At 61.4% G+C, this 22882-nt stretch carries 19 protein-coding genes; 12 read left to right on the top strand and 7 right to left on the bottom strand.

Translation table 11 applies throughout. From position 1 onward, the window contains the following. Window positions 1-124 precede the first annotated feature (124 nt). The 7 genes from JJN09_RS16140 (at window position 125) to JJN09_RS16110 (ending at window position 7904) form a co-directional block, all read left to right on the top strand. Window positions 125-460 carry a YceK/YidQ family lipoprotein gene (locus tag JJN09_RS16140; protein ID WP_249482615.1) on the top strand — a complete coding sequence of 112 codons (336 nt, stop codon included), beginning with the start codon at window positions 125-127 and terminating at the stop codon, window positions 458-460. A 172-nt stretch (window positions 461-632) separates the two neighbouring features. After that, window positions 633-2390, top strand: coding sequence for a carbamoyltransferase (locus JJN09_RS16135; protein WP_007952261.1), 1758 nt, complete (start codon window positions 633-635; stop codon window positions 2388-2390). Then, window positions 2374-3504, top strand: coding sequence for a glycosyltransferase (locus tag JJN09_RS16130; RefSeq protein ID WP_248738555.1), 1131 nt, complete (start codon window positions 2374-2376; stop codon window positions 3502-3504). The genes JJN09_RS16135 and JJN09_RS16130 overlap by 17 nt, the downstream gene beginning before the upstream one ends. Beyond that, on the top strand, window positions 3504-4400 hold the full coding sequence (locus tag JJN09_RS16125; protein ID WP_249482614.1) for an antimicrobial resistance protein Mig-14: 897 nt from the start codon (window positions 3504-3506) through the stop codon (window positions 4398-4400). Before JJN09_RS16130 ends, JJN09_RS16125 begins: the two co-directional genes overlap by 1 nt. 8 nt (window positions 4401-4408) lie before the next feature. Then, window positions 4409-5854 carry a PIG-L deacetylase family protein gene (locus JJN09_RS16120; RefSeq protein ID WP_249482613.1) on the top strand — a complete coding sequence of 482 codons (1446 nt, stop codon included), beginning with the start codon at window positions 4409-4411 and terminating at the stop codon, window positions 5852-5854. Continuing rightward, entirely contained in the window at window positions 5851-7005 is a 1155-nt protein-coding gene (locus tag JJN09_RS16115) for a glycosyltransferase family 4 protein (protein WP_249482612.1), read from the top strand. The genes JJN09_RS16120 and JJN09_RS16115 overlap by 4 nt, the downstream gene beginning before the upstream one ends. A 14-nt stretch (window positions 7006-7019) precedes the next feature. Next, entirely contained in the window at window positions 7020-7904 is an 885-nt protein-coding gene (locus JJN09_RS16110; RefSeq protein ID WP_302852067.1) for a glycosyltransferase, read from the top strand. A gap of 18 nt (window positions 7905-7922) precedes the next feature. Here the strand turns inward: JJN09_RS16110 and JJN09_RS16105 are convergent, their stop codons facing one another. Together JJN09_RS16105 and JJN09_RS16100 are read right to left on the bottom strand one after the other, a co-directional pair. Then, on the bottom strand, window positions 7923-9140 hold the full coding sequence (locus JJN09_RS16105; protein ID WP_249482610.1) for an acyltransferase: 1218 nt from the start codon (window positions 9138-9140) through the stop codon (window positions 7923-7925). Next, the gene (locus JJN09_RS16100; RefSeq protein ID WP_249482609.1) at window positions 9140-11002 is read right to left on the bottom strand and encodes a bifunctional O-antigen ligase/aminoglycoside phosphotransferase family protein; all 1863 of its coding nucleotides are present in this window, start codon (window positions 11000-11002) and stop codon (window positions 9140-9142) included. Before JJN09_RS16100 ends, JJN09_RS16105 begins: the two co-directional genes overlap by 1 nt. A gap of 154 nt (window positions 11003-11156) precedes the next feature. Here JJN09_RS16100 and msbA point away from each other — a divergent pair, with 154 nt between their 5' ends. From msbA to hldE, 3 genes are all read left to right on the top strand, one after another. Continuing rightward, window positions 11157-12959 (top strand): lipid A export permease/ATP-binding protein MsbA, encoded by a 1803-nt coding sequence (msbA, locus tag JJN09_RS16095; RefSeq protein WP_249482608.1) that lies wholly within the window; start codon window positions 11157-11159, stop codon window positions 12957-12959. A gap of 233 nt (window positions 12960-13192) precedes the next feature. After that, on the top strand, window positions 13193-13897 hold the full coding sequence (locus JJN09_RS16090; RefSeq protein ID WP_249482607.1) for a sulfotransferase family 2 domain-containing protein: 705 nt from the start codon (window positions 13193-13195) through the stop codon (window positions 13895-13897). Window positions 13898-14052: 155 nt separating this feature from the next. After that, window positions 14053-15477: a bifunctional D-glycero-beta-D-manno-heptose-7-phosphate kinase/D-glycero-beta-D-manno-heptose 1-phosphate adenylyltransferase HldE gene (hldE, locus tag JJN09_RS16085; RefSeq protein WP_249482606.1), complete on the top strand. Its 1425-nt coding sequence runs from the start codon at window positions 14053-14055 to the stop codon at window positions 15475-15477. Between the two features lie 66 nt (window positions 15478-15543). On the opposite strand, the gene JJN09_RS16080 is transcribed toward hldE, so the two are convergent. The 4 genes from JJN09_RS16080 to JJN09_RS16065 all read right to left on the bottom strand — a co-directional run bounded on the left by JJN09_RS16080 (window position 15544) and on the right by JJN09_RS16065 (window position 18996). Further along, window positions 15544-16512, bottom strand: a complete 969-nt coding sequence (locus JJN09_RS16080; protein ID WP_249482605.1) for a metal ABC transporter ATPase — start codon at window positions 16510-16512, stop codon at window positions 15544-15546. 31 nt (window positions 16513-16543) lie between these two features. Further along, window positions 16544-17356: an aldo/keto reductase gene (locus JJN09_RS16075; protein ID WP_249482604.1), complete on the bottom strand. Its 813-nt coding sequence runs from the start codon at window positions 17354-17356 to the stop codon at window positions 16544-16546. Further along, window positions 17353-18528: an FAD-binding oxidoreductase gene (locus tag JJN09_RS16070; protein WP_249482603.1), complete on the bottom strand. Its 1176-nt coding sequence runs from the start codon at window positions 18526-18528 to the stop codon at window positions 17353-17355. The genes JJN09_RS16075 and JJN09_RS16070 overlap by 4 nt, the downstream gene beginning before the upstream one ends. A 135-nt stretch (window positions 18529-18663) precedes the next feature. Then, the gene (locus tag JJN09_RS16065; RefSeq protein WP_096819849.1) at window positions 18664-18996 is read right to left on the bottom strand and encodes a multidrug efflux SMR transporter; all 333 of its coding nucleotides are present in this window, start codon (window positions 18994-18996) and stop codon (window positions 18664-18666) included. A gap of 102 nt (window positions 18997-19098) precedes the next feature. On the opposite strand from JJN09_RS16065, the gene JJN09_RS16060 reads away from it, so the two are divergent. Continuing rightward, the gene (locus JJN09_RS16060; RefSeq protein WP_249482602.1) at window positions 19099-20001 is read left to right on the top strand and encodes a LysR family transcriptional regulator; all 903 of its coding nucleotides are present in this window, start codon (window positions 19099-19101) and stop codon (window positions 19999-20001) included. 11 nt (window positions 20002-20012) lie between these two features. After that, on the top strand, window positions 20013-21293 hold the full coding sequence (gene waaA / locus JJN09_RS16055; RefSeq protein WP_249482601.1) for a lipid IV(A) 3-deoxy-D-manno-octulosonic acid transferase: 1281 nt from the start codon (window positions 20013-20015) through the stop codon (window positions 21291-21293). Between the two features lie 30 nt (window positions 21294-21323). Here waaA and JJN09_RS16050 read toward each other — a convergent pair whose 3' ends face one another. Beyond that, the gene (locus tag JJN09_RS16050) at window positions 21324-22757 is read right to left on the bottom strand and encodes a TolC family outer membrane protein (RefSeq protein ID WP_249482600.1); all 1434 of its coding nucleotides are present in this window, start codon (window positions 22755-22757) and stop codon (window positions 21324-21326) included. Window positions 22758-22882 lie beyond the last annotated feature (125 nt).

The raw sequence follows: 22882 nt of genomic DNA, 5'->3' as shown, positions 1-22882 counted from the left end.
AAAATCGGGTAAGGCATGTGGTGACAAATTCTTGTGACTTGTCCTACGGCCTTGCCAGAGCCCATGAACTGCCCCCCATAAAGCCCCGATGCTAGTTTGCCCCGACGTTCCCGGAGGGCAAACCTTGACCATCAAAACGGCTATCACCATCGGCGCATTTTCCTTGGCGTTATCTGGCTGCGGCACCGCCGTTACGGTGTTGCAGGGAGACGAAGACGCCACGCGTGGCCTGCGCAAACAGAAAACCTACTGCCAGTCCATTCCGCGCATCTACAGCGGCCTGGCCCATGACTTCTGCCTGCTGCACGCGCCGCCGGATCCCACTGGCATTCTGGTGCCGGTCGTCCTGCTCGACATGACCCTGTCGGGTGTATTCGATACGGCTTGCCTGCCGTATACGATCTATCGTCAGGCGGTAGACGGGAATATCAGTGTTTATTGGCGGCCAAGTCGTGGATAGGCCAATCGACAAGGGTTCTGCGGGGTGAACGACATGGGGCAATTCGCACAGGGTCATTCCCGCCACGTTTACGCTATAATCCCGCCCTTTAGCTGTCTCTCGCCCGGTGCGGGGGCACATCATTTTTCAAGGCGCATCGCGCCTGAATGCAGACTAAAGAGGCTAGACCCCTGTGGCATTGACGATTCTTGGCCTGTCCGGCGCCCTTAGCCATGATCCTTCAGCAGCCTTGTACATCGACGGCAAGCTGGTCGCGGCGGCTGAGGAAGAGCGCTTCGTACGCGATAAACATGCAAAGAACCGCATGCCCTACGAATCGGCGAAGTTCTGCCTGGAGCAGGCTGGCATCAAGCCGTCCGACGTTGACGTGGTGGCGATTCCGTTCGCCCCGATCAGCATTTTCGGCAAGGCTCGCTGGCAGTACGCCAAGCGTTACTGGTACGCCCCGGATCGTGCACTCGACGCGATCCTGATGGGTAACCGCCGCTACAAGCGCTATCGCAACAAGATCGTCTGGTGCCTGGAGCAACTGGGCTTCGATCCGAAGAAAATCAAGATCGAGCCGGTTGAACACCACCTGGCCCACGCCTCCAGCGCCTACCACTGCTCGGGTTTCAAAGAGAAAACCGCGATCCTCGGCATCGACGGCAAGGGCGAGTACGCCACGACCTTCTTCGGTTATGGCGAAAACGGCAAGATCCACAAGATCAAGGAATTCTTCGATCCGGACTCCCTCGGCGGCCTGTACGGCGCGATCACCGAGTTCCTCGGTTTCGACATGCTGGACGGTGAGTTCAAGGTCATGGGCATGGCGCCGTACGGCGACGCCAGCAAATACGATTTCTCGCGCCTGGCCTCGTTCGAGAACGGCGAGCTGGTGATCAACACCGACTACGCCAACGTGATCGGCCTGCGTCGCTATAAAGAGAAGGGCAAGGGTTACTACTTCTCGCCGAAGCTGATCGAGTGGCTGGGTCCGAAGCGCGAAGGCGACATCGCCGACGAGCCTTACATCCACTACGCCGCCAGCATTCAAGCGCTGTTCGAAAAAATTGCGCTGCAGATGATCGACTACTACCTGGGCGACGTGCTCAAGGAAACCGGCAAACTGGCTTACGCCGGTGGCTGTGCGTTGAACGTCAAGCTCAACCAGAAAATCATCGCCCGCGACGACGTCAAGGAACTGTTCGTACAGCCTGCATCCGGCGACGCCGGCACCGCAGTCGGCGCAGCGGCCTATGTGTCCAACGCCCGTGGCGTACCGGTCGAGAAGATGGAACACGTCTACCTCGGCCCGTCGTACAGCAACGAAGACGTGATCGCCGCGTGCGCCCGTCACGAGAACAAGCCGACCTGGCGCAAGCTCGACAACATGCCGGAGCAGATCGCCAAAATCATGGTCGATGGCAACCCGGTGGCCTGGTTCCAGGGCCGCATGGAGTTCGGTCCGCGTGCACTGGGTGGTCGTTCGATCATCGGTTGCCCGAGCGTCGCTGGCGTGGCTGACCGCATCAACCACCAGATCAAGTTCCGCGAGCGCTGGAGGCCTTTCTGCCCGTCGATGCTCGACACCGTTGCGCCACAGATGATCAAGATCGATCACCCGGCGCCGTTCATGACCTTCACCTTCGAAGTGGCTGAAGAGTGGAAGACCCGCGTGCCGGAAGTCGTCCACGAAGACGGTACGTCCCGGGCCCAGGTGCTCAAGCGCGAATACAACCCGCGCTACTACGACATGATGAAGGCGCTGGAAGTGCTGACCGGCAACGGCGTGTCCCTGAACACCTCGCTCAACCGCCGTGGTGAACCGATGATCTGCTCGCCGACCGACGCCCTGAACATGTTCTTCGGCTCGGATCTGCAGTACCTGATCATGGAAGACATCCTGGTGGTCAAAGAAGGCGCAAACGCTTATGACACGCTCGGCTGAACGCCATGTGCTGCAGTTCTGCCACGGCTATGACGGGCCGTTCCTGGACTGCGCGCGGCAGTACGCCAGCCTGTTCGCGGGCACCGGTTATCGGGTCACCACGGTCTTTCTGACCGGGGCGGCCGATAGCGAGGTGGCTGCGGCCTGCGCCTCCGACGAAGTGTTGTTCATGGAATACAGCTCCAAGGCCATTCGTGGCCTGAAGCTGGGTGCCATCGGCGATCTGCGCAAGATCGCCGCTTCACGCAATTTCAGTTTCTGCATCGCCCATCGCTTCAAGCCGATCTATATCGCCTTGCTCGGCACTTCGCTGCCGGTGATTGGCGTGCACCACGCGTTTGGCGATTACAAACGCGGCTCGCGCAAACTCTTTGCGCACATATTCCGCAAGCGCCTGAGCCTGCTCGGCGTGTCCGACGCGGTGCGCGATGACATGCGCCGTTGCCTACCGAAATGGCCGGCGGCGCGAATCCAGACCCTCTACAACCGCATCGATGTCTCGGCGTTGCAGATGAGTCAGGTGTCGGCCCGTGAAGCCCGCGAGACCCTCGGTCTGTCGGCGGATGCGTTCATTGTCGGCAACGTCGGTCGCCTGCACCCGGACAAGGATCAGGCCACGCTGCTGCACGGTTTTGCCGCGGCGCTGCCCGGTTTGCCGGCCAACAGCCAACTGGTGATTCTCGGCAAGGGTCGTCTTGAGGATGAACTCAAGGCGCTCGCCCGCGAGCTGGGCGTCGGTGATCGCGTGCTGTTTCTCGGCCAGGTGCCGGACGCACGCAATTACTTCCGCGCATTCGATGTGTTTGCCTTGAGCTCCGACCATGAACCGTTCGGCATGGTGCTGCTGGAGGCCATGGCCGCCGGCGTGCCGTTGCTGGCGACTGCGTGCGGCGGGGCGAAAGAAGTGGTCGAAGGCGTGGGCATTCTGTTCCCGCTGGGTGATGCCGAACATCTGGCCCAGGGCCTGAAACATCTGGCCGGCATGGACGAGCAGCAACGCCGTCAATGCGCCGAGATGATGTTCGATCGCCTGCGCGAGCGTTTCTCCGACCGCGCCGTACGCGACACCTTCTGGCATTTGCCGCAAGTTACCGATCTGGCACCGAGGGGCTGATGCTCAACCGATTTCAAGGCTGGCGCGAACGTGGCTGGTCGCCCGTTGACGCCTCAACTTATGCACAGGCCTGGCAGCGTTTCGGCGGCAGCGTCGCGACTCATCCGATGGTGGTCGAACGTCTGGCGGATCTGGCCGGCATTCCGGTGCGCTATCTGGCCTGGGAACAGCAGGGCGAAGTCAAAGCGGCGATCCCGACCTGGGGCCGCGACCTGGCCTTGTCCAAGGATGTGCTCAAGCGCAACGGCAAGAAAGGCCTGTTCGATCTCGGCAACGCCGAACTGATCCTGCCGGCCGCCGCCGATGCCCAGGCTCCGCTGCGCCATCGCGGGCGCTACCTGTCGGCGCTCAACGAGAACCGCTTCAGCGGTCTCAAGTTGCAGACCGAACAACTGGCCATGGCCCGTACCCCGGAAGAACTGTCGAAGAAGTTTCGCTACAACCAGCGCCGCGAACTGCGCCTGCTGGAAGAGGCGGGCGGGTTGGTGCGGCCGGTCAGCGACTTTTCGAGTGCTGAACTGGCGGCGATCTACTGCGACCTGTTCCAGCGTCGCTGGGGTTTCCCGGCCACTGGCGCGGCACGCATGGCCGAAGTCATCGAGTTGTTGCGCGAGCTGTTGATCGGCTCGGTAATTTTCCTCAACGATGCGCCGATCGCCATTCAGCTGGTGTATCGCGTCGAAGCGCCGGAGTGGATCAGCGTCGAGTACATCAACGGCGGCGTCGACCCTGAAACCCGTGAATTCAGCCCCGGCAGTGTCTTGAGCTTCCTCAATACGCAATCGGCGTGGGAGCACGCCCGGGCGCTGAACAAGCCGCTGCGCTTTTCCTTCGGTCGTGCCGACCGTGAATACAAGGATCGCTGGTGCAATCCTGTGCCGGTCTTCACCGTATGAGTCAGCCCATGAGCCGCAAACAGCAACTGCTCAAGCGCCACCGGCGCAATAAACGTGTCAGCCTGTTGATTGCGCTGATCGTGTTGATCGCCCTCGGCGTGCTGGTGGCCTGGTGGTTGCCGCTGGTGCTGGCGGTGGTTGGCTGGATCGCTCACGAAGCGTGGTTCGCCGATCACTTGTTCTACTCGCCGAAAGACGATTACCAATACAGCTTTCCGCCGTTCACACCGCAACCGAAAGTGCACTTGAACGGTGAGCAATTGCGCCTCGACGAGGGCGTGATGCTGGTGGATGACGCCACGCTGATCCTCGCTGTGCGGGTGAAAAGCACGTGGCTGGGACGTTTCTTTGATCCGCGTGTCGAGATGGCGGGTGGATCGAATCCGGATGCCCAGACCTTCGAACGTGGCGTCAACGGCCTGCGTTATCTGAACCTCAGCGGTCAGGCGCAAACCTTGTCGCAAGGCCTGCTGCGCCTGCGCGGGCGTTTCTGCCGAGTGACCGGCGAGCCGGTGCTGTGGGCGCTGGAGCAGCCGGACTACCGTCAGCAGCGGGTGATGGTCATCGCGCCGCACGCCGACGATGCAGAATTGGCTGCCTACGGACTGTACAGCCAAGCCAATGAAACCTGGATCGTGACTCTGACGGCAGGCGAGATCGAAGCCGAACACTATCAACAGATGGGCCTGAACAAGGTCGAGGCATCGCGACTCAAGGGCCGCTTGCGTGCCTGGGACAGCCTCGCCGTGCCGCGCTGGGCCGGCGTGCCGCAGGAACACTGCGTGCAGCTCGGCTACTTCTGCCTGCAACTGGCGGCGATGCAGGCTGCGCCGAATCAACCGATTGGCTCGCGGGAAGCCGATCTGAGTGACACGCGAATTTTTCGTCAGTTGAATCCGTTTGCCCTGCCTGGCGATGCCGACGGCGCGCCGACCTGGAACAATCTGCTGGCCGACCTGCGTGACGTGCTGTGCCGTGCGCGTCCGGATGTGATCGTGTTGCCACACCCGACGCTGGATCCGCACCCCGACCATATCTGCGCCCAAGAGGCCGTGCTGGAAGCCTTGCGCGGTCTCGATTACCAACCGACCCTGCTCGGTTACGCCAACCACTTGCACGACAACGATCGCTGGCCGATGGGCGACAGCGGGCAGGGCATCGCCTTGCCGCCGACGTTCGATGCAAACGTGGCGATGCAGCCGCTGTGCCTGCCGCTGCCGATCGAGTTGCAGCGGGACAAAGCCATGGCGCTGGGCATGATGCATGATTTGCAGCCACCGGCACCGTTCAAACGTCGCCTGCGCCGGTTGTTTCAGCGACTGCTGGCCGGTCGTCGTCCTTCGGTCTATGGCGAAAACGAATTTTTCCGCAAAGCGGTCAGACGCCAGGAGTTGTTCTGGGTACTGAAGCAGAGCGAAGCAGGCGCGACGGGATCGCACCGGGGAGAGGTATGAGTCAACGCGCAAAGGTTCTGCAACTGCAGCCCGACTACAACGTCAAATCCCATGATTTTGCTGACCTCGCCGAACAGATCGTCAAGGCTTTGCCGAAGGATCGCTATGAGGTGACGGCAGCCTTCCTGCGCGGCAAACCCGGGCCGGGTGAAGCCGTCAGCCGGGCCGACCGTTCGGTGTATTTCGAGTTTTCCGACAAGTCCCTCAAAGGCATGCGCCTGCGGGCGATGTGGCAGCTGTACAAGTTCTGCCGTCGGGAAAAGTTCGACGTGGTGATCTGCAACCGCTTCAAACCGGTGAACATGATGCTGACGCTCAATCGCTGGTTGAAAGTGCCGTTGTGCATCGGCATTTCCCACGGTTTTGGCGAGTACGACCGCTTCTATCGCCGTCGTCAGACTCAGCGCCTGATCGACCGCCACTGGCGTTTCGTCGGTGTGTCGCCAGCGGTCAAACAGTATTTGCTGGACTGCGATTGCGGTTTCACTGACCAGAACACGTACGCAATCACCAACGCCATCGACATCGAACAGGCCGAGGGTTTGCAGCACAGCCGCGAGCGGGCCCGTGAACTGTTGGGCATCGACCCGAAGGTGCGCCTGATCGGTGCGCTGGGCCGGCTGGTGTCGGTCAAGGGCCACACTTATCTGTTGCAGGCTTTCGCCCAACTGAAAGACAAATACCCGAACACCCAACTGGCGATCATCGGTGCAGGGCGCCTGCAAGCGCCGCTGGCCGCCGAGATCGAACAGTTGGGTCTGAGCGGCCGCGCGCACCTGCTGGGCTTCAAGGAAAACGCCCTGCAATATGTGCGTGCGTTCGACATCTGGACCATGCCGTCGCTGGCCGAAGGGCTGGGCCTGGCCTTGCTGGAAGGCATGAGCGGGCATCTGCCGGTAATCGCGTCGAACGTGCCGGCCATGCTGCCGCTGATCGAAGGCGCCGGTGGTCTGGCGATCACGCCCAAGGACGTACCGAGCCTGGTCGCGGCGCTGGATACTTATCTCGGGCTGTCGGATGACGAGCTCAGGGCCAAGGGTGAGCAGGCCTACCGCTATTTGCAGGAACAACACGACATCGAGGTCTTCCGCCAGGAATACCTGAACCTGATTGACTCCGGCCTGGCGCAGGCCCGCAAGGAACAACCATGAGTGAGGTCGCCGCCCTGAGCGATGCGCAACCCATCGTCACCGTCATCATCGCGTCCTACAACCACGGACCGTACATCGAGGAAAGCATCCTCAGCGTTATCAACCAAAGCTACCGGAACATCGAGCTGCTGGTGGTCGACGACGGCTCGAAGGATGACAGCGTCGAGCGCATCAATGCCTTGCAGGCAAAGCACGGTTTCGACTTCCGTGTGCAGCAGAATCAGGGCCTGACCAATACGCTGAACGGCGCGATTGCGCGGGCCAGGGGCAGCCTGATCGTACCGTTCGGCTCCGACGACATCATGTACCCGGACAGGATCGCCACCCAGGTCGCGTACATGGACGGCAAACCGGAAGTCGGTATTTGTGCCGGCAACATCGAGTTGATGGACGCCGACGGCAACCTTTATCCGGAGAAACGTCAGCGTCGGGACGTGCCGTTTCGTCGTCTGGATTTCGATGACATGTTCCTGGAGCGCAAGCCGTATCCGCCGGCGCCGACCCTGATGATCCGCCGTGAAGCGCTGGAGAAGGTGGGTGGGTTCGATCCGACGATTCGTCTTGAAGATCTGTACATCGAGCTGAAAGTCACCCGCGCCGGGTACTTCATCGATGGCCTGAACGTGGTGATGGCGCGCTATCGCAAGCACGCCACCAACTCCTACAAGAACCACCGTTTCATGATCGAAAACATCCTGCGCACCTATGCGCTGTTCAGCGATCACCCGCTGTACGACGAGGTGCGCTACAAGTCGCTCAATTCGATGTTCCTGAAAACTGCCAACCGCGACCGCAAACTGGCGCGGGAGCTGCTGGCACAGATTCCGTTCAAGGCCTGGAACAAGAAAACCTGGCGCGGTCTGGGCCGGTTGCTGTTTTCGCCGCTGGAAAAGGACTGAGGTCCTGGCCGCTAGCGATCAGCGAGCGGCTTTTTCCTCCAGACGCTTGTTGCCTTGCTGACGCTGGCGTATCCACTGGACGACCTTCTTGCCCGCGTTCATGCCGGGCTGCTCGATGTACAGGAACGTCGCGCTGCTGATCAGAATCAGCAGGCACGTACACACCGCCATCAGTGGCAGGTAGACCCAGGCGTCACGGGCATCGAGGCCAAGCGCCAGCGGCAGGCGCTGAACCATCAGCCAGAGTACGAAACCATGCAGCAGATAGGTGCTGTAGCTGATTTCTCCCAGCCAACGAATGCTGCGCGGTTTGAGGGCGCCGAACAGGGTGTTGCCCGAAGCCACGATCACGAAGAACAGTGATAGCAGGAACAACGGTGGCGTCTTGAATGCCCGGCTGAATGCGGTGAAGGCAATGGTCAATGCCAGCAGGGCGACCAAACCCGCCAATGGCGTTTTACTCCAGGCCACCAGTTGCGGGCGCCGCACCCAATACGCAGCCGCGATCCCGCCGAGGAAACTGGCCAGGAAGTGTTTCTTGAGCGAGTGCTCCCAGCCGACCAGTTGATACAGCGCATAAATCCCGATCAGGCACAGCACCACCTGGCGCCAGTTGCTCCGGAAGATGAATACCGTGGCGGCCAGTGGCAGCGCCATGTAGAAAAACACTTCGTAGGCCAGCGTCCAGGTGACGTTGGAAATCAGCATGCCCGTGTGCCGGTACAGATTGACGTCGGGTCGGTCAAAGGTCAGCCAGGCCAGGGTCTGCTTGAGCAGCTCCACGGCAGGCACTTTCAGTTCCCAGTTCTGCAGATGGAACACGGTGGTGAACACAATCAGCATCAACGGCAAGTACAGCGGGTACAGGCGAAAGCCCCGTGAGATGCCAAAGGCCAGCCAGTCGAACTGTCGGCCCTGAGACAGCAGGCGGCTCCAGAACAGAAAACCGGTGATCATGAAAAACAGGGCCACGCTGCCCTGGCCAAGCATCGAGTAGAAGGCGCTCGGTGGGAAGTCGATCACGCCCGTGCGCAGAAAGATCCAGGTAATGACCGAGTGATGCACGAACACGCCGAAGGCCAGATAGCCGCGCAGTCCGTCAATACTCGCGTAACGGCTTTCACCGGAATGCTGGATATGGCGGGCTATTTTCGGAATGGCACGCAGCAGCACTGCAGCGGTCACGATGGCCAGCAGATAGGCGGCCGGCGCAATGAGTGGGTTGGTTTCAATCATCAATTAACCCTGGCCGTGGTATTGCCGGCCAGCACTTGCTTGTGCAGATTGTCGACCGCAGATTGCGACGCCGTCATGGCGTATCCCTGGAGCAGCGCATCGAGGTGGTCCTCGAACAGCCAGCGCTTGTCGACGGTATAACGCTGCATGTGTCGCAGGTTGCGTTGACGCAGTGAAAGGCTCAGGGGCGAAGGGTAGATTCGCAGGTCCGCCAGATCAATCAGCCCGAACTCTCCGTCCTCCAGCACCAGCACGTTGCCCAGGTGCAGCGAGCGGAAGTAAACGCCCTTCTCATGCAGGCTGGCCATGAATTTGCCGAAGCGTTCGACCAGCGCCTGTCGTACAGCCGGTGCAGTGATGCCCTGCAGTACCTGGCGCAAGGTATGGCCCGGCAGCGGAGCGTAGTGCACTGCGCTGCTGCCATCGTCGAGGCGATACAGATTCAGCACCTGTGGGGTTGGAATGCCCATTGCGCGCAGTTGTTCGCTATTGATGGCGAAACGTTCGGAGTAAGGGTTGAAGTTGCCTGAGGTGTACCAGCGGCGGCGACGGAACAGCTTGAGGAAACTGCCATCGTTCAGGCGTAGAACCTTTGGACCCAGACCATCTTCTTCAATCACCTGGGCATCAGTGCCGAGCTGTTGCAGTCCGGAGGCCGACAGCTTTTGTACCGGTACGGTCAGAAGGCGTCGGGCCCGCTGATTGATGAGGAGCGCAGCAATCAGCGCCAGTGGAATCCACAGCAGGAACCAGTGTTCCTTGGGACGCGAAATGATGCCGCCGCCTTCTGTCAGCCCTGCACCGATACCGAACACTAGCCAGGTGGACGCGATGATCAACAACGGCTGCACGCGCTGACGCCAACTGCTCAGCAATCCCCAGAACTGGAAGAACAGCCACGGCAGCAAGCCCAGGATGCCGACGTAATAAAGCACCCCCAGGACAAAGCTGTGTGGTTCCTGAAAGTTGTAGCCAACGCCCGGGTCAATCGCGAGATCGGCACCGTAGCCATGGCCAACCCAGGGGTGATCGGAGATTTTTTGCAGGGCGATTTGCCAAATCTCGAAACGGTAGGAGTCTCCGCGTTCGGTGATCATTTTCGAAAACAGAGCCAGCACTGTGATACCGACGGCGGCCAACGCCCCCAGCATCACCAGTGAACGCCGATTCCAACAAATAAAAGCCAGCCAGAAAGCCGCGAGGGTCAAGGCCACCAACGGCGTTCTGGAGCCCGTCGCGATCACCGCGGCGAACATGATCAGCATCGCCGGCAGGCTCAGCCAAAGCAGGCGTCCATGCTTGCAGGACATGCTGATGCTGAGCCAGTAGGCGCAGAAGAAACCGAACAGATGAGAGCTGAGCAGCGGGTTGTCGAACGCTCCTCCGCCCACCAGACGCACGCCCGGTTGGTAATGCTGAACGAACGGGATCATGAAACAGACGGTGGCGATCAGTGCGACCACGGCCGCGGCGAACAGCATCGGAGACAGAATGTCGCTGCGGTAGCGCACCAGAAGGTAGCAGCCGACGAACAGCAGCAAGGTATGCAGTGGCGGCTTGAGCATCCCGCCGACCGACTCGTCATGCGGGCCCCAGCAAAGGCTGAACATCGCCCAGGCGACGAACACAAGCAACGCGAGAATCATCGGCTCGCGCAGCAGCTCCTTGAACTCTCGCGGGCGCAGGCACAGGGCAATCAGCGCCGGTATGCTGAACAGGCCGTAAAACAGCTTGTGGTGCAGGCTGCGACCCGGCAGGAAGAACAGCGCGCACAAGAGCAGGAAGTAGCCGACGGGAAGTATCCACAGGCTGATGAAATCGAAGATTCGATTGGACGTACTGCTGAAGCCGCGAAGTTGCATGCTGTGAGATTCAATCCTGAAGTTGATCGGCCATTGCGTTGATGGCTATTTGATGCTGAAAAAGGCGTCTAACAATAACAGCCTTTGCCCGATTGCCAGAACCCTGAAGAAGCTGTGCTAAAGTCAGCGTCCTTTTTATCGACTTTCGCGTGATATGACCGACTCCAGTCTCGCCGCAAGCCCTTCGAGCTTGAAAATCTACTTCCGCCTGCTCGGCTACGTCCGGCCGTATATCAGTCTGTTCCTGATCAGCATCGTCGGTTTTCTGATTTTCGCATCGACCCAACCGATGCTCGGTTACATTCTCAAGTATTTCGTTGACGGTCTGTCCAATCCCGAGGCCGTGCTGTTTCCCACCGTGCCGTACCTGCGCGACCTGCAATTGTTGCAGGCCGTACCGCTGCTGATCATCCTGATCGCTGCATGGCAGGGGCTGGGGTCCTATCTGGGCAACTATTTCCTGGCCAAGGTTTCCCTCGGTCTGGTGCACGATCTGCGGGTGCAGCTGTTCAACAACCTGCTGGTGCTGCCGAACCGTTATTTCGACAAGCATAACTCCGGCCATCTGATTTCGCGTATCACCTTCAACGTGACCATGGTCACGGGGGCGGCAACAGATGCGATCAAGGTCGTAATCCGTGAAGGCATGACGGTGATCTTCCTGTTCGCCTCCCTGCTGTTCATGAACTGGAAGCTGACGCTGGTGATGGTCGCGATCCTGCCGCTCATCGCCGTGATGGTGCGGACTGCGAGCAAGAAATTCCGCAAACAGAGCAAGAAGATCCAGCTGGCCATGGGTGACGTGACCCACGTGGCGTCGGAAACCATCCAGGGCTATCGTGTGGTTCGCAGCTTCGGCGGCGAAGCCTATGAAGAGAAGCGCTTCCTCGACGCCAGTCAGAGCAACACCGACAAACAACTGCGCATGACCCGCACGGGTGCGATCTACACGCCGATGCTGCAACTGGTGATCTACAGCGCCATGGCGGTGTTGATGTTCCTGGTGCTGTTCCTGCGCGGTGACGCCTCGGCGGGTGACATGGTGGCCTACATCACGCTGGCGGGTCTGTTACCCAAGCCGATCCGCCAGTTGTCCGAAGTCAGTTCGACCATCCAGAAGGGCGTGGCCGGTGCCGAAAGTATTTTCGAGCAGCTGGACGTCGAGCCGGAAGTCGATACCGGCACGGTCGAGCGTGATTCGGTCAGCGGTCGTCTCGATGTGCGCAACCTGAGCTTCACCTATCCGGGAACCGAACGTCAGGTGCTCGACAACATCAGCTTCTCGGCCGAGCCGGGACAAATGGTGGCGCTGGTGGGTCGTTCCGGCAGCGGCAAGTCGACGCTGGCCAACCTGATTCCGCGTTTCTATCACCACGACAAGGGCGAAATCCTGATCGATGGTGTGGAAGTCGAGCAGTACAAGCTGCTGAACCTGCGTCGCCACATCGCCCAGGTGACCCAGCATGTCACGCTGTTCAGCGACACCGTGGCCAACAACATTGCCTACGGCGACCTGGCCGGGGCGCCGCGCGAAGACATCGAGAAAGCCGCACGTGATGCCTATGCGATGGACTTCATTGCGCAGTTGCCGGAAGGCCTGGATACACAGGTCGGCGAGAATGGCGTGCTGCTGTCCGGCGGTCAGCGCCAGCGCCTGGCAATTGCCCGTGCCTTGCTCAAGAACGCGCCGTTGCTGATTCTCGACGAGGCCACCTCGGCCCTCGACACCGAATCCGAGCGGCATATTCAGGCGGCGCTGGATCAGGTAATGAAGGGCCGCACCACGCTGGTGATCGCCCACCGTCTGTCGACCATCGAGAAGGCCGACCTGATTCTGGTCATGGATCAGGGCCGGATCGTCGAGCGCGGCACTCACGACGACCTTCTGGCACAGAACGGCTACTACGCGCGTCTCAACGCCATGGGCCTCGACGCCCCGGCCGAAGACATCGCCTGATCCCGCCGAAAACCCTGTGGGAGCGAGCTTGCTCGCGATGACGGTGCAACAGTCAACATCAATGTTGAATGTGCATACACCATCGCGAGCAGGCTCGCTCCCACATTCATTTGTATCCAGACCTTTACCCTTCTTGACCAAACCTGCATAAATCCCGCGTCCGCGCTTGTTAAGGTTCCTGAACGAACTCTGATTTCCATCGAGGGGGCCATCCCCGTCGCGCGGGTACTCTCATGTTGCAACGCTATCTGTGGAAACTGCTGCCCAAGCCGCAGCGGGCCTTTCTGCTCGGGCGCCTGTCGGTGGTCGATCGGCAAGTGGTGAACAAGTCGATGTCGGCCAACCTGCGCTTTCCCAAGGCCTTCGCGCAGCGCTCCTGCCTGTTCATCCATGTGCCCAAATGCGCCGGAAGCAGTGTTTGCGCGTCGATGTTCGACGGGTGGCGGCCCGGCCATTTGCCGTTGTACTGGTATGAAGAGCAGTTTCCCGCGCAGTTCGCCTCGGCGTACAAGTTCGCCTTCGTCCGTGATCCGCTGGAACGTGCCTATTCGGCGTATGCCTTCCTGCGTGGCAACGAGCTAAGCAGCCGTGATCACGCGGCGCAGCAACTGGTCAGGCATTACCGTGACTTCGACGATTTTGTGACACGCTGGCTACATGCCGACACCATCGCACGACAGTTGCACTTTGCGGCACAAACGGACTTTCTCACCGATTCGCTGGGACGGCTGGCGCTGGACTTCATCGGTTATCAAGAACACCTGGAGCGGGATTTTCACCTCGTGTGCGAGCATTTGGGGCTGGCGAGTCAGTTGCAACACGTCAACAGTTCCCGGCAGCGACGGCCGTCGCCGGCGCGTGACTTCTGCACGCAGCGTACCCGACGGCTTGTACGGCGGGTCTACGAGCGCGACTACGAGATGCTCGGTTATGAATGAGACCAGGTCGGCCCTGCTGCCGTCGACCGGTCAAAATGCTGTGCAAGAAATGAGCGAAAAAAAACGCCGTTTCATCCTGTTGCAGCCACCGCACAAGCCTTCGCCAACCCTGTGTTAATATCGCGCCCCTGTTCATTTTGTATGTGGGATGCTCCATGAAGTTGTCCATGCCGCGATTCGATCAAGCCCCTGTCTTGGTGGTCGGCGATGTCATGCTCGACCGTTACTGGCATGGTGGTACCTCACGGATTTCCCCTGAGGCGCCGGTACCGGTTGTAAAGGTCGAGCAAATCGAAGATCGCCCGGGCGGTGCCGCCAACGTTGCCTTGAACATTGCCGCGCTGGGTGCGCCGGCGTCGCTTGTCGGTGTGACCGGTGACGACGAAGCCGCCGACAGCCTGAGCAACAGCCTCAAGGGTGCGGGTGTACGAGCCTTGTTCCAGCGCATTGCGCACCAGCCGACCATCGTCAAGCTGCGGGTCATGAGCCGGCACCAGCAATTGCTGCGTATCGACTTCGAAGAACCTTTCGCCACCGACGCTCTTGCGCTTGCCTCTCAGGTCGACGACCTGCTGGAAGGCATCAAGGTGCTGGTGCTGTCCGACTACGGCAAAGGCGCCCTGAAAAACCATCAGGCACTGATCCAGGCCGCCCGCGCCAAAGGCATTCCGGTGTTGGCCGACCCGAAGGGCAAGGATTTCTCGATCTACCGTGGCGCGAGCCTGATCACCCCGAACCTCAGCGAGTTCGAAGCCATCGTCGGCGGTTGCGTCGATGAGCACGAGCTGGTGAGCAAGGGCGCCAAACTGATGCACGACCTCGAGCTCGGCGCTCTACTGGTGACCCGCGGCGAACACGGCATGACCCTGCTGCGTCCGGATCATCCGGCACTGCACCTGCCGGCCCGAGCCCGTGAGGTGTTCGACGTGACCGGCGCCGGCGACACAGTGATTTCCACCCTGGCTGCGGCGATTGCCGCTGGCGAAGAGCTGCCGCACGCGGTGGCGCTGGCCAACCTGGCGGCCGGCATCGTGGTCGGCAAGCTCGGTACGGCGGCGATCAGCGCTCCGGAACTGCGTCGCGCGATTCAGCGCGAGGAAGGTTCGGAGCGCGGTGTACTGGGTCTGGAGCAACTGCTGCTGGCGGTGGCCGATGCTCGCGCGCATAACGAGCGGATCGTGTTCACCAACGGCTGCTTCGACATCCTGCACGCGGGCCACGTGACCTACCTCGAGCAGGCGCGGGCCCAGGGCGATCGCCTGATCGTCGCGATTAACGATGACGCTTCGGTCAGCCGCCTGAAAGGGCCGGGTCGACCGATCAACAGCGTCGACCGGCGCATGGCGGTACTCGCCGGTCTCGGCGCGGTGGACTGGGTGATCAGCTTCGCCGAAGGCACTCCGGAAAACCTGCTGCGCGAGGTCAAGCCGGACGTGTTGGTGAAGGGCGGTGACTATGGCATCGACCAGGTTGTCGGCGCCGACATCGTCAAAGCCTACGGCGGCACCGTGAAGGTGCTGGGGCTGGTGGAAAACAGCTCGACCACGGCGATTGTGGAAAAAATCCGCAAGTCCGAGTGATGCAAACATAAAGACCGCGCCTGCGATGACTCTCTGGAGTCACTCGCAGGCGCGGTCTTTTGCCGTTCAGGAATTCACTTTCTTGCGCGGCACGATCTTCTTCAGCAGTTGTTTCGCCTTGCCGCGCAATCGCGCCAGCCCCGTGTCCTTGGGTGGCGGCGTCAAACCTTGCTGGCGCAGCCAGTCCTTCCAGCGAATCCGCTCATCGCGCACCAGCCAGCCGTCCTGTCGGGCGAAGCTTTCCGCCAGATACAGACCACGGGTGCCTGCCGGGTACAAATGACCTTTCTTCAGCGTATACAGCTCGGGGAGCGGTTCGCCGTCCTGCAACGGCATCAAATACAAGTCCGGCCGCTTGCGGTCGAGCCGGGCGACCAGTTGATCGCCTTCCAGCCGTTCATCGACATGGAACAGGCTCAAGGACTTGGCCTCCTTGGGCACCTCCAGCCGCAGGTCGTAGATCAATTGCAGTGAGGCAGTCGGCAAGTGCACGTAGGCCTGGGGCCTTTCGAGCAATTGCTGATTGGCGCAGCGCACCGGTCGCGCTGAACCGGACAGCGGCGTCAGGCGAAAGGGCAGGGCCTCGCGATAGTGCAGCGCCGACGCGTACGGCGCCGGCAGCCAGGTGTCGTTGAAGCGCCCGCCGAGCCAGCCTTCCGGGGTTTCAAGCAGGCATTCTTCGGCGATCTCCTGGATTGCCGTGTGCAGCGGGATATTCAGTTCATGCGCCGGCACGTAGCCTGAAATCAGCTTGAGAACCACGTCGCCGCGATCCTGCCGGCGCTGGCGCACCAGCACCCAGTAATCGCGATTCTGCCAGTGCAGGGTCAGGCGTACCGAGACGCCGAGGTTGGCCAGCTCCAGTGCAAAGCGCTCGGCGTCGGCCACGCTGACCGGTTTGCGCCGTTGCAGGGTCTGGGCGAAATTCAGCGGCATGCCGACGCTCTGGTAGGTCAGGCCTTCGGGCGTCGCTTCGACGAACAGCGGCAGCGTCTTGAAGTTGCTCGGGTTCTTTCTAATGAGCGTACGCGGCATGTCGGCTCCTGCTTAAGGCCGCGAAGCGGCGTCATTGACCACGCAGGACCTGGGCAACGGTCGCAACGTTGTGGGCGAGGTGCAGCGGATTGATCGTCCCGACAATGGCACTGGCCACGCCGGGCTGGGCGAACAGCAACTCGAAGCTGGCGCGCACCGGATCCACGCCGGGGCTCAGGCACACGTGACCGCTGGCCAGGGCCTTCTTCACCAGGATGGCTTTGCCGTGGGCAGCAGCATAGTCAATGACAGCCTTCTCGTTTTGTTCGTTCAGATTGTAGGTGACCATCGCGCAGTCGCCTTGCTCCAATGCTTTCAGGCCGCCGTCGACGGTTTTGCCGGAAAAACCGAAGCCACGGATCTTGCCCTCGGCCTTCAGCGCCGCGAGGGTTGCATAGACTTCGCTGTCGTTGAGAATCGCCAGGTCATTGCCATCGGAGTGCACCAGCACCAGGTCGATAAAATCGGTTTCCAGACGTTGCAGGCTGCGTTCCACCGACATACGGGTGTGAGCGGCGCTGAAGTCGTGGGTCGACTGGCCATCGATAAATTCTTCGCCGACCTTGCTGACGATCACCCAGTCCTGACGCTCGCCGCGCAACAGAGGGCCGAGGCGTTCTTCGCTGTGGCCATAGGCCGGGGCGGTGTCGATCAGGTTGATGCCCAGCTCCCGCGCCTGCTTGAGCAGCATCCGCGCAGCGTCGTCGTCGGGGATCTGGAAGCCGTTGGGGTATTTCACGCCTTGGTCGCGGCCGAGTTTGACGGTGCCCAGGCCCAGCGGCGAAACCAGCAGGCCGGTGCTGCCCAGTGGGCGGTGCAAATCGTGCAGGGTCGGCAGGCTCATGGCAGCAGTTGCTCCCAGGCCGGAACGCCCATTGGTGGTTTCGGCAGCTCGGGCAGCGGAGCAGCGTGGCTCGGCTGGATGCCGTCGCGTTGCAGGGAGGCGATCACCCGGTCGGCGAAGTCCGGCGCCAGGGCGAGTTTGGTTGGCCAGCCAACCAGCAGGCGACCTTCTTCTGCGAGGAAAGCGTTGTCCGGGCGGGTCAGGCCGGTTTGCAGCGGCTCGGCACGGTCGACGCGCAGGGTCGCCCATTGCGTGGTGCTGAGATCGATCCACGGCAACAACTGTGCGATTTCCTTTTGCGCAGTGGCGATCTGCTCGGCTGGCTCGCGGGCAACGCCTTCGCTTTCGGCAATGTCGCCACCCATGTACCAGACCCACTGACCATTCGCTGCCGGATGGGTCGTGACGGTGATGCGTGGTTTGGTGCCGCCGCCCAGGCAATGAGCGTACAGCGGCTTCAGCCCCGCGCCCTTGGCGATGATCATGTGCAGCGGCCGGCGTTGCATGGCCGGATGAGTCAGGCCAAGGGCTTCCAGCAGGCCCGCCGTGCCCGCGCCGGCGCTGAGCACGATGCGCTGGGCGCGGATCTCACGGCCGTCGACCTTCAGGCCGACCAGCAAACCACTTTCCAGCAACGGTTCGATGTTCTGGCCGGCGAGCAGACCGTCGCCCGACAAGTCCGCCAGACGCTGGATAAGGCTCGGAACATCGACCACCAGTTCTGCGAGGCGGTAGACCTTGCCCTTGAAGCGCTTGTCTTGCAGGGCCGGCGGCAATTGATCGCCCTTGACCTGATCGACCCGGCCACGCACTGCTTTACTGGCGAAGAAACTGGTGAGGTTGCCGGCCAATGTGCCCGGCGACCACAGGTAATGGGCTTCGGACAGCAGGCGTACGCCGCTCAGGTCCAGCTCGCCGTTGCCGGCCAGGGCTTCACGCCAGCGACGCGGCATGTCGGCGATGGCTTCCGAAGCGCCGGTCAGCGCACCGTGCAGCGCGTACTTGGCGCCGCCGTGGATGATGCCCTGGGACTTCACGCTCTGCCCGCCGCCGAGGCTGGCGCTTTCCACCAGCACGGTCGAAAAACCCTGGCGGCGCAGGCGCGCGTTCAGCCAGAGGCCGGCGACACCAGCGCCAACAATCAGCACGTCGGTGGAAATGGGAGATGGCATGCAACGACCTCAGTGTTCAAGACGAGGGCGCAGTATACAGACTCGGGGAAAAGGGGATTTGTTGCTGATCAACAGAGGGAAGGCATCAGTCACTGTGGGAGCACGCTGGCTCCCACAGGCATCTGGATCGACTTATCAGTGGCCGGCGGTTTTCGAGAACAACTGGATCACCACCACGCCAAGTACGATCAAGCCCATCCCGAGCATCGCCGGGATATCCAGCTTCTGCCCGTAGATGAACAGCGCCGCGATGCTGACCATCACGATGCCCATGCCGGCCCACACCGCGTAGGCCACGCCCACCGGCACGCTGCGCACTACCAGCGTCAGCATCCAGAACGCGATGCCGTAGCCGACGATGACCAGCACCAGTGGCAAAGGCGTGCTGAAACCCTTGACGGCTTTCATCGAAACGGTCGCGATCACTTCGGCGCAAATGGCGATGGCCAGGTAGACGTAAGCGTTCATGTTCAAATCCTCATGTGAAGCGTTGCTTTCTGAGGCGGCATTCTAGTGACTCCCCAGATGGGGTAAAGTCATTACCTATCTGTTTAAAAGATGGGTTGGTCGATGAGCATGCAATGGAATCTGGATCAGTTGCGCGTGTTCGTTGCGGTCGCGGAACAGTGCTCGTTCTCCGCCGTGGCACGCCAGCAACGCAAGGCGCAGTCGGCGATCAGCAGCGCCATTGCGATGCTGGAGGACGACCTCGGTGTCAGTCTGTTCGAGCGTAGCAGCGGTCGCCAGCCGAGTCTTACCGAAGCGGGTGAGGCCTTGTTAGAAGAGGCACGGGAAGTGCTGCGTCAATGCGAGCGATTGAACGGCCGGGCCATGGCCATGTTGCGCGGTCAGGAGGCGCAATTGCGGGTCGCCCAGGATGAGGCGATGCCCTACCAGGCACTGGTGGAAAGCTTCGGTGCGCTGGCCGAGCAGTTTCCGACTTTGGAGGTGCAACTGACCAGCGCGGCCCAGGGCGAGGTTTCGCGCAAACTGGTGGAGCGTCGGGCCGATCTCGGATTGCTGTTCTATCACGATGAAATCCCCGAGGCACTGGAGCGCCGGGTGCTGGGCAGTGTGGAAATGGTCACGGTGTGTGGCGTCAATCATCCTCTGGCTGCGCAGTCGCAAGTCAACTGTCAGCAGCTTGCGCAACATCGGCAACTGTTGATGTCGACCCAGACCAGCGTCTATCCCGGCAGTGAACCGGCCAGCCCACAGGTGTGGCGCGCCGACAGTTTCTACGTGATGGCCGAATGGCTGGTGCGCGACCTCGGCTGGGCCTGGCTGCCGCGCCACGTGGTGCAGTACTCGGCTTACCAAGGCCTGATGGTGGAACTCGACAGCGAATGGACGCCGCCGGCGCTGGTGGTGGAGCTGGTCTGGCGCCGTGACGAACCCTTGGGGCCAGCGGCGCGATGGCTGGCGGAGCGATTTGCCATACACCTGCGGGCGATCGGCGGCAAAAGCCGATAAACTCCGCCGCCATGAATAGAACTCTCTACACCGCGCTGTTTTACCTGGGGCTGCCATTGGTGGCGATTCGGCTGTGGCTGCGCTCGCGCAAGGCGCCGGCGTATGCCAAGCGGATCGGCGAACGTTTTTCCTACGGGATGCCGAAGCTGCAACCCGGCGGCATCTGGGTCCACGCGGTGTCGGTGGGCGAAAGCATCGCGGCTGCGCCGATGATCCGTGCGCTGCTGCAACGTTATCCACAGCTGCCGATCACCGTGACCTGCATGACCCCGACCGGGTCGGAGCGCATTAATGCGCTGTTCGCCGATGAACCGCGCATCCAGCATTGCTACCTGCCTTACGATTTGCCCTGCGCGGCGGCGCGTTTTCTCGATCGCGTGCAGCCGAAGCTTGCCGTGATCATGGAAACTGAACTGTGGCCCAACCACATTCATCAATGCGCCAAACGCGGGATTCCGGTGGCGCTGGCCAACGGGCGCCTGTCCGAGCGTTCGGCCAAAGGCTACGGTCGGTTCAGCAAGCTGACTGCGCCGATGCTGGCCGAGATGAGCCTGTTCGCCGTGCAGACCGACGCTGAAGCCCAGCGCTTCCGTGATTTGGGCGCACGCCCTGAGACAGTGGAAGTCACCGGCTCGATCAAGTTCGACCTGACCATCGACCCGCAACTGTTGCAACGCGCCGCTGAGCTGCGCGGCCAATGGCAGGCGCTGGAGCGTCCGGTGTGGATCGCCGCCAGCACCCATGAAGGCGAAGACGAGGTGGTGCTGAATGCCCATCGCCGTTTGCTGGCCAACCATCCCGATGCGCTGCTGATTTTGGTGCCGCGCCATCCGGAGCGTTTCAACTCGGTGTTCGAACTGTGCCAGCGCGAAGGCTTTGCCACGGTGCGTCGGTCGACCGGCACAAACGTCGATGCTGCAACGTCGGTGCTGCTCGGCGACACCATGGGCGAGTTGCTGTTTCTCTACGCCCTGGCCGACAGCGCATTCGTCGGCGGCAGCCTGGTGCCCAACGGCGGCCACAACCTGCTGGAGCCGGCAGCGCTGGCGAAACCGGTGATCAGCGGCCCGCACCTGTTCAACTTCCTCGACATCGCCGCACAGTTGCGCAGCGCCGGGGCGTTGGCCGAAGTGGATGACGCCGAAGGGCTGGCGACAGAAGTGCAGCGGCTGTTCGAACTGCCGCGCGATGCACAGCGCATGGCTGAAGCCGGATTGAGCGTGATGCGCCGCAATCAGGGCGCGTTGCAGCGCTTGCTCGATGGCCTTGGAAGGTTGATCGACCGGCCATAAAAAAACGCAGCCTCAGGGCTGCGTTTTTGTTTAAGGCCGGGCCTTGAGCTGTTCTTCGGCGGCCTTGGCCAGATCCGGCGGCAGGAAATCCTTGTCCGGGTTGTAGTCGGCCTTCAGATAGCGAGTCAGGTCCTGCAGGTCGCCCGGGTTCAAGGTGCCCGCGGCCTGCTTCAGGCGCAGGTTGTCGAGAATGTAGTCGTAGCGGGTGTTGTTGTAATTGCGCACCGAGGTGTAGAGCTGACGCTGGGCGTCGAGCACGTCGACGATGTTGCGCGTTCCCACCTGATAACCGATTTCCGTGGCTTCCACCGCGCTCTGGTTGGAGATGATCGACTGGCGGCGCGCCTGCACCTGCTCGACGTCGGTGTTCACCGCGCGGTGCAGGTTGCGGGTGTTCTCCACGATCTGCCGGCGCAGGCTTTCGCGCTGCTGCTCGCTCTGATCCAGTTGCGCGTAGGACTGGCGCACTTGGGAGCTGGTCAGCCCGCCGCTGTAGATCGGAATATTCAGTTGCAGGCCTACGGTGCTCTGCTCGACGTTGCCACTGTACGGTGTACCGAAGGCATTCGGGTTGGCAAACCCGAGGGCGTCGTTGTCGCCTTTTTCGTACTTGGCCACGGCGTCCAGCGTCGGCAGGTGACCGGCCTTGCGCTGTTTCAGCGTTTGCTCGGCGGAGCTCACCGCAAAGTTGCTGGCCAGCAGATTGAGATTCTGTCTGGCGGCAGTGTCGACCCAGGCCTTGGCGTCGTTTGGCGCCGGCGGCAGGATCGGCAGGGTGTGGACGATGCCCTGGATCGAGTTGTACTGACGGTTGGTCAGGGTGATCAGCGCTTCGAATGCATCATCGACCTGGCGCTGGGCAACGATCCGGTTGGCACGGGCGGTGTCGTAACTGGCTTGAGATTGCAGCACGTCGGTCTTGTCCGACAGGCCCACGTCGAAGCGCTCGTTGGACTGGTCGAGCTGGCGCTTGAACGCCGCTTCTTCAGCCTTGGTCGAGGCCAGGTTGTCCTGGCTGCGCAGGACGTTGAAGTAGTCTTCGGCCGATTGCAGGATCAGGTTCTGCTCGGTGGCTGAGAGTTGCAGCGCGGCCTGTTCGTTGACGTCCTTGGCGGCCTGGTACTGGAACCAGCGATCGGCGCGGAACAGCGGCTGAGCCAGTGTCGCCTGATAGGAGTGGGCGCTGCGGTTGGCGATGGCCGAAGGCTGGTCGATCGAGGTGCGCACGTTGGCGGTTTCGGCGCCGCCGGAGAGGTTCGGCAGCAGCCCGGCGCGGGCCTGAGGCACCACTTCTTTCTGGGCACCGTACTGGGCGCGGGCGGCGGCCAGATCGGCGTTGTTGTCGACCGCTTCGTGATAGACGCTGACCAGATCGGTCTTGGTCGACAAGGGCGCTTCTGCTGCCCAGACCATAGCGTTGGACGCACAAGACACGGCAACAGCCAGTGAGAGTTTGCGCAGCATGAGGCGATCCCTAGCATGAATATTATGGAAATAATCCGGGCGCCAAAGGTAGGGCGCGGGCACTGCATCGTCAAGGCTTGGCGCCAAGGCGCAGCAGGGCAAGGCGAGTGTAGTTGTGCATTGAG

This window comes from Pseudomonas sp. HS6, from assembly GCF_023375815.1.
Taxonomy (GTDB): Bacteria; Pseudomonadota; Gammaproteobacteria; order Pseudomonadales; family Pseudomonadaceae; genus Aquipseudomonas.
The sequence above is the reverse complement of the archived record's forward strand: the minus strand, read 5'-3'. Positions and strand labels throughout refer to the sequence as shown.

What these genes read in the sequence shown, in the direction of transcription:
- JJN09_RS16130 (WP_248738555.1), top strand. Translation starts at nt 2,374, where the DNA reads ATGACACGCTCGGCTGAACGCCATGTGCTGCAGTTCTGCCACGGCTAT.
- JJN09_RS16125 (WP_249482614.1), top strand. Translation starts at nt 3,504, where the DNA reads ATGCTCAACCGATTTCAAGGCTGGCGCGAACGTGGCTGGTCGCCCGTT.
- JJN09_RS16120 (WP_249482613.1), top strand. Translation starts at nt 4,409, where the DNA reads ATGAGCCGCAAACAGCAACTGCTCAAGCGCCACCGGCGCAATAAACGT.
- JJN09_RS16115 (WP_249482612.1), top strand. Translation starts at nt 5,851, where the DNA reads ATGAGTCAACGCGCAAAGGTTCTGCAACTGCAGCCCGACTACAACGTC.
- JJN09_RS16105 (WP_249482610.1), bottom strand. Translation starts at nt 9,140, where the DNA reads ATGATTGAAACCAACCCACTCATTGCGCCGGCCGCCTATCTGCTGGCC.
- JJN09_RS16100 (WP_249482609.1), bottom strand. Translation starts at nt 11,002, where the DNA reads ATGCAACTTCGCGGCTTCAGCAGTACGTCCAATCGAATCTTCGATTTC.
- msbA (WP_249482608.1), top strand. Translation starts at nt 11,157, where the DNA reads ATGACCGACTCCAGTCTCGCCGCAAGCCCTTCGAGCTTGAAAATCTAC.
- JJN09_RS16090 (WP_249482607.1), top strand. Translation starts at nt 13,193, where the DNA reads ATGTTGCAACGCTATCTGTGGAAACTGCTGCCCAAGCCGCAGCGGGCC.
- hldE (WP_249482606.1), top strand. Translation starts at nt 14,053, where the DNA reads ATGAAGTTGTCCATGCCGCGATTCGATCAAGCCCCTGTCTTGGTGGTC.
- JJN09_RS16080 (WP_249482605.1), bottom strand. Translation starts at nt 16,512, where the DNA reads ATGCCGCGTACGCTCATTAGAAAGAACCCGAGCAACTTCAAGACGCTG.
- JJN09_RS16075 (WP_249482604.1), bottom strand. Translation starts at nt 17,356, where the DNA reads ATGAGCCTGCCGACCCTGCACGATTTGCACCGCCCACTGGGCAGCACC.
- JJN09_RS16070 (WP_249482603.1), bottom strand. Translation starts at nt 18,528, where the DNA reads ATGCCATCTCCCATTTCCACCGACGTGCTGATTGTTGGCGCTGGTGTC.
- JJN09_RS16065 (WP_096819849.1), bottom strand. Translation starts at nt 18,996, where the DNA reads ATGAACGCTTACGTCTACCTGGCCATCGCCATTTGCGCCGAAGTGATC.
- JJN09_RS16060 (WP_249482602.1), top strand. Translation starts at nt 19,099, where the DNA reads ATGAGCATGCAATGGAATCTGGATCAGTTGCGCGTGTTCGTTGCGGTC.
- waaA (WP_249482601.1), top strand. Translation starts at nt 20,013, where the DNA reads ATGAATAGAACTCTCTACACCGCGCTGTTTTACCTGGGGCTGCCATTG.
- JJN09_RS16050 (WP_249482600.1), bottom strand. Translation starts at nt 22,757, where the DNA reads ATGCTGCGCAAACTCTCACTGGCTGTTGCCGTGTCTTGTGCGTCCAAC.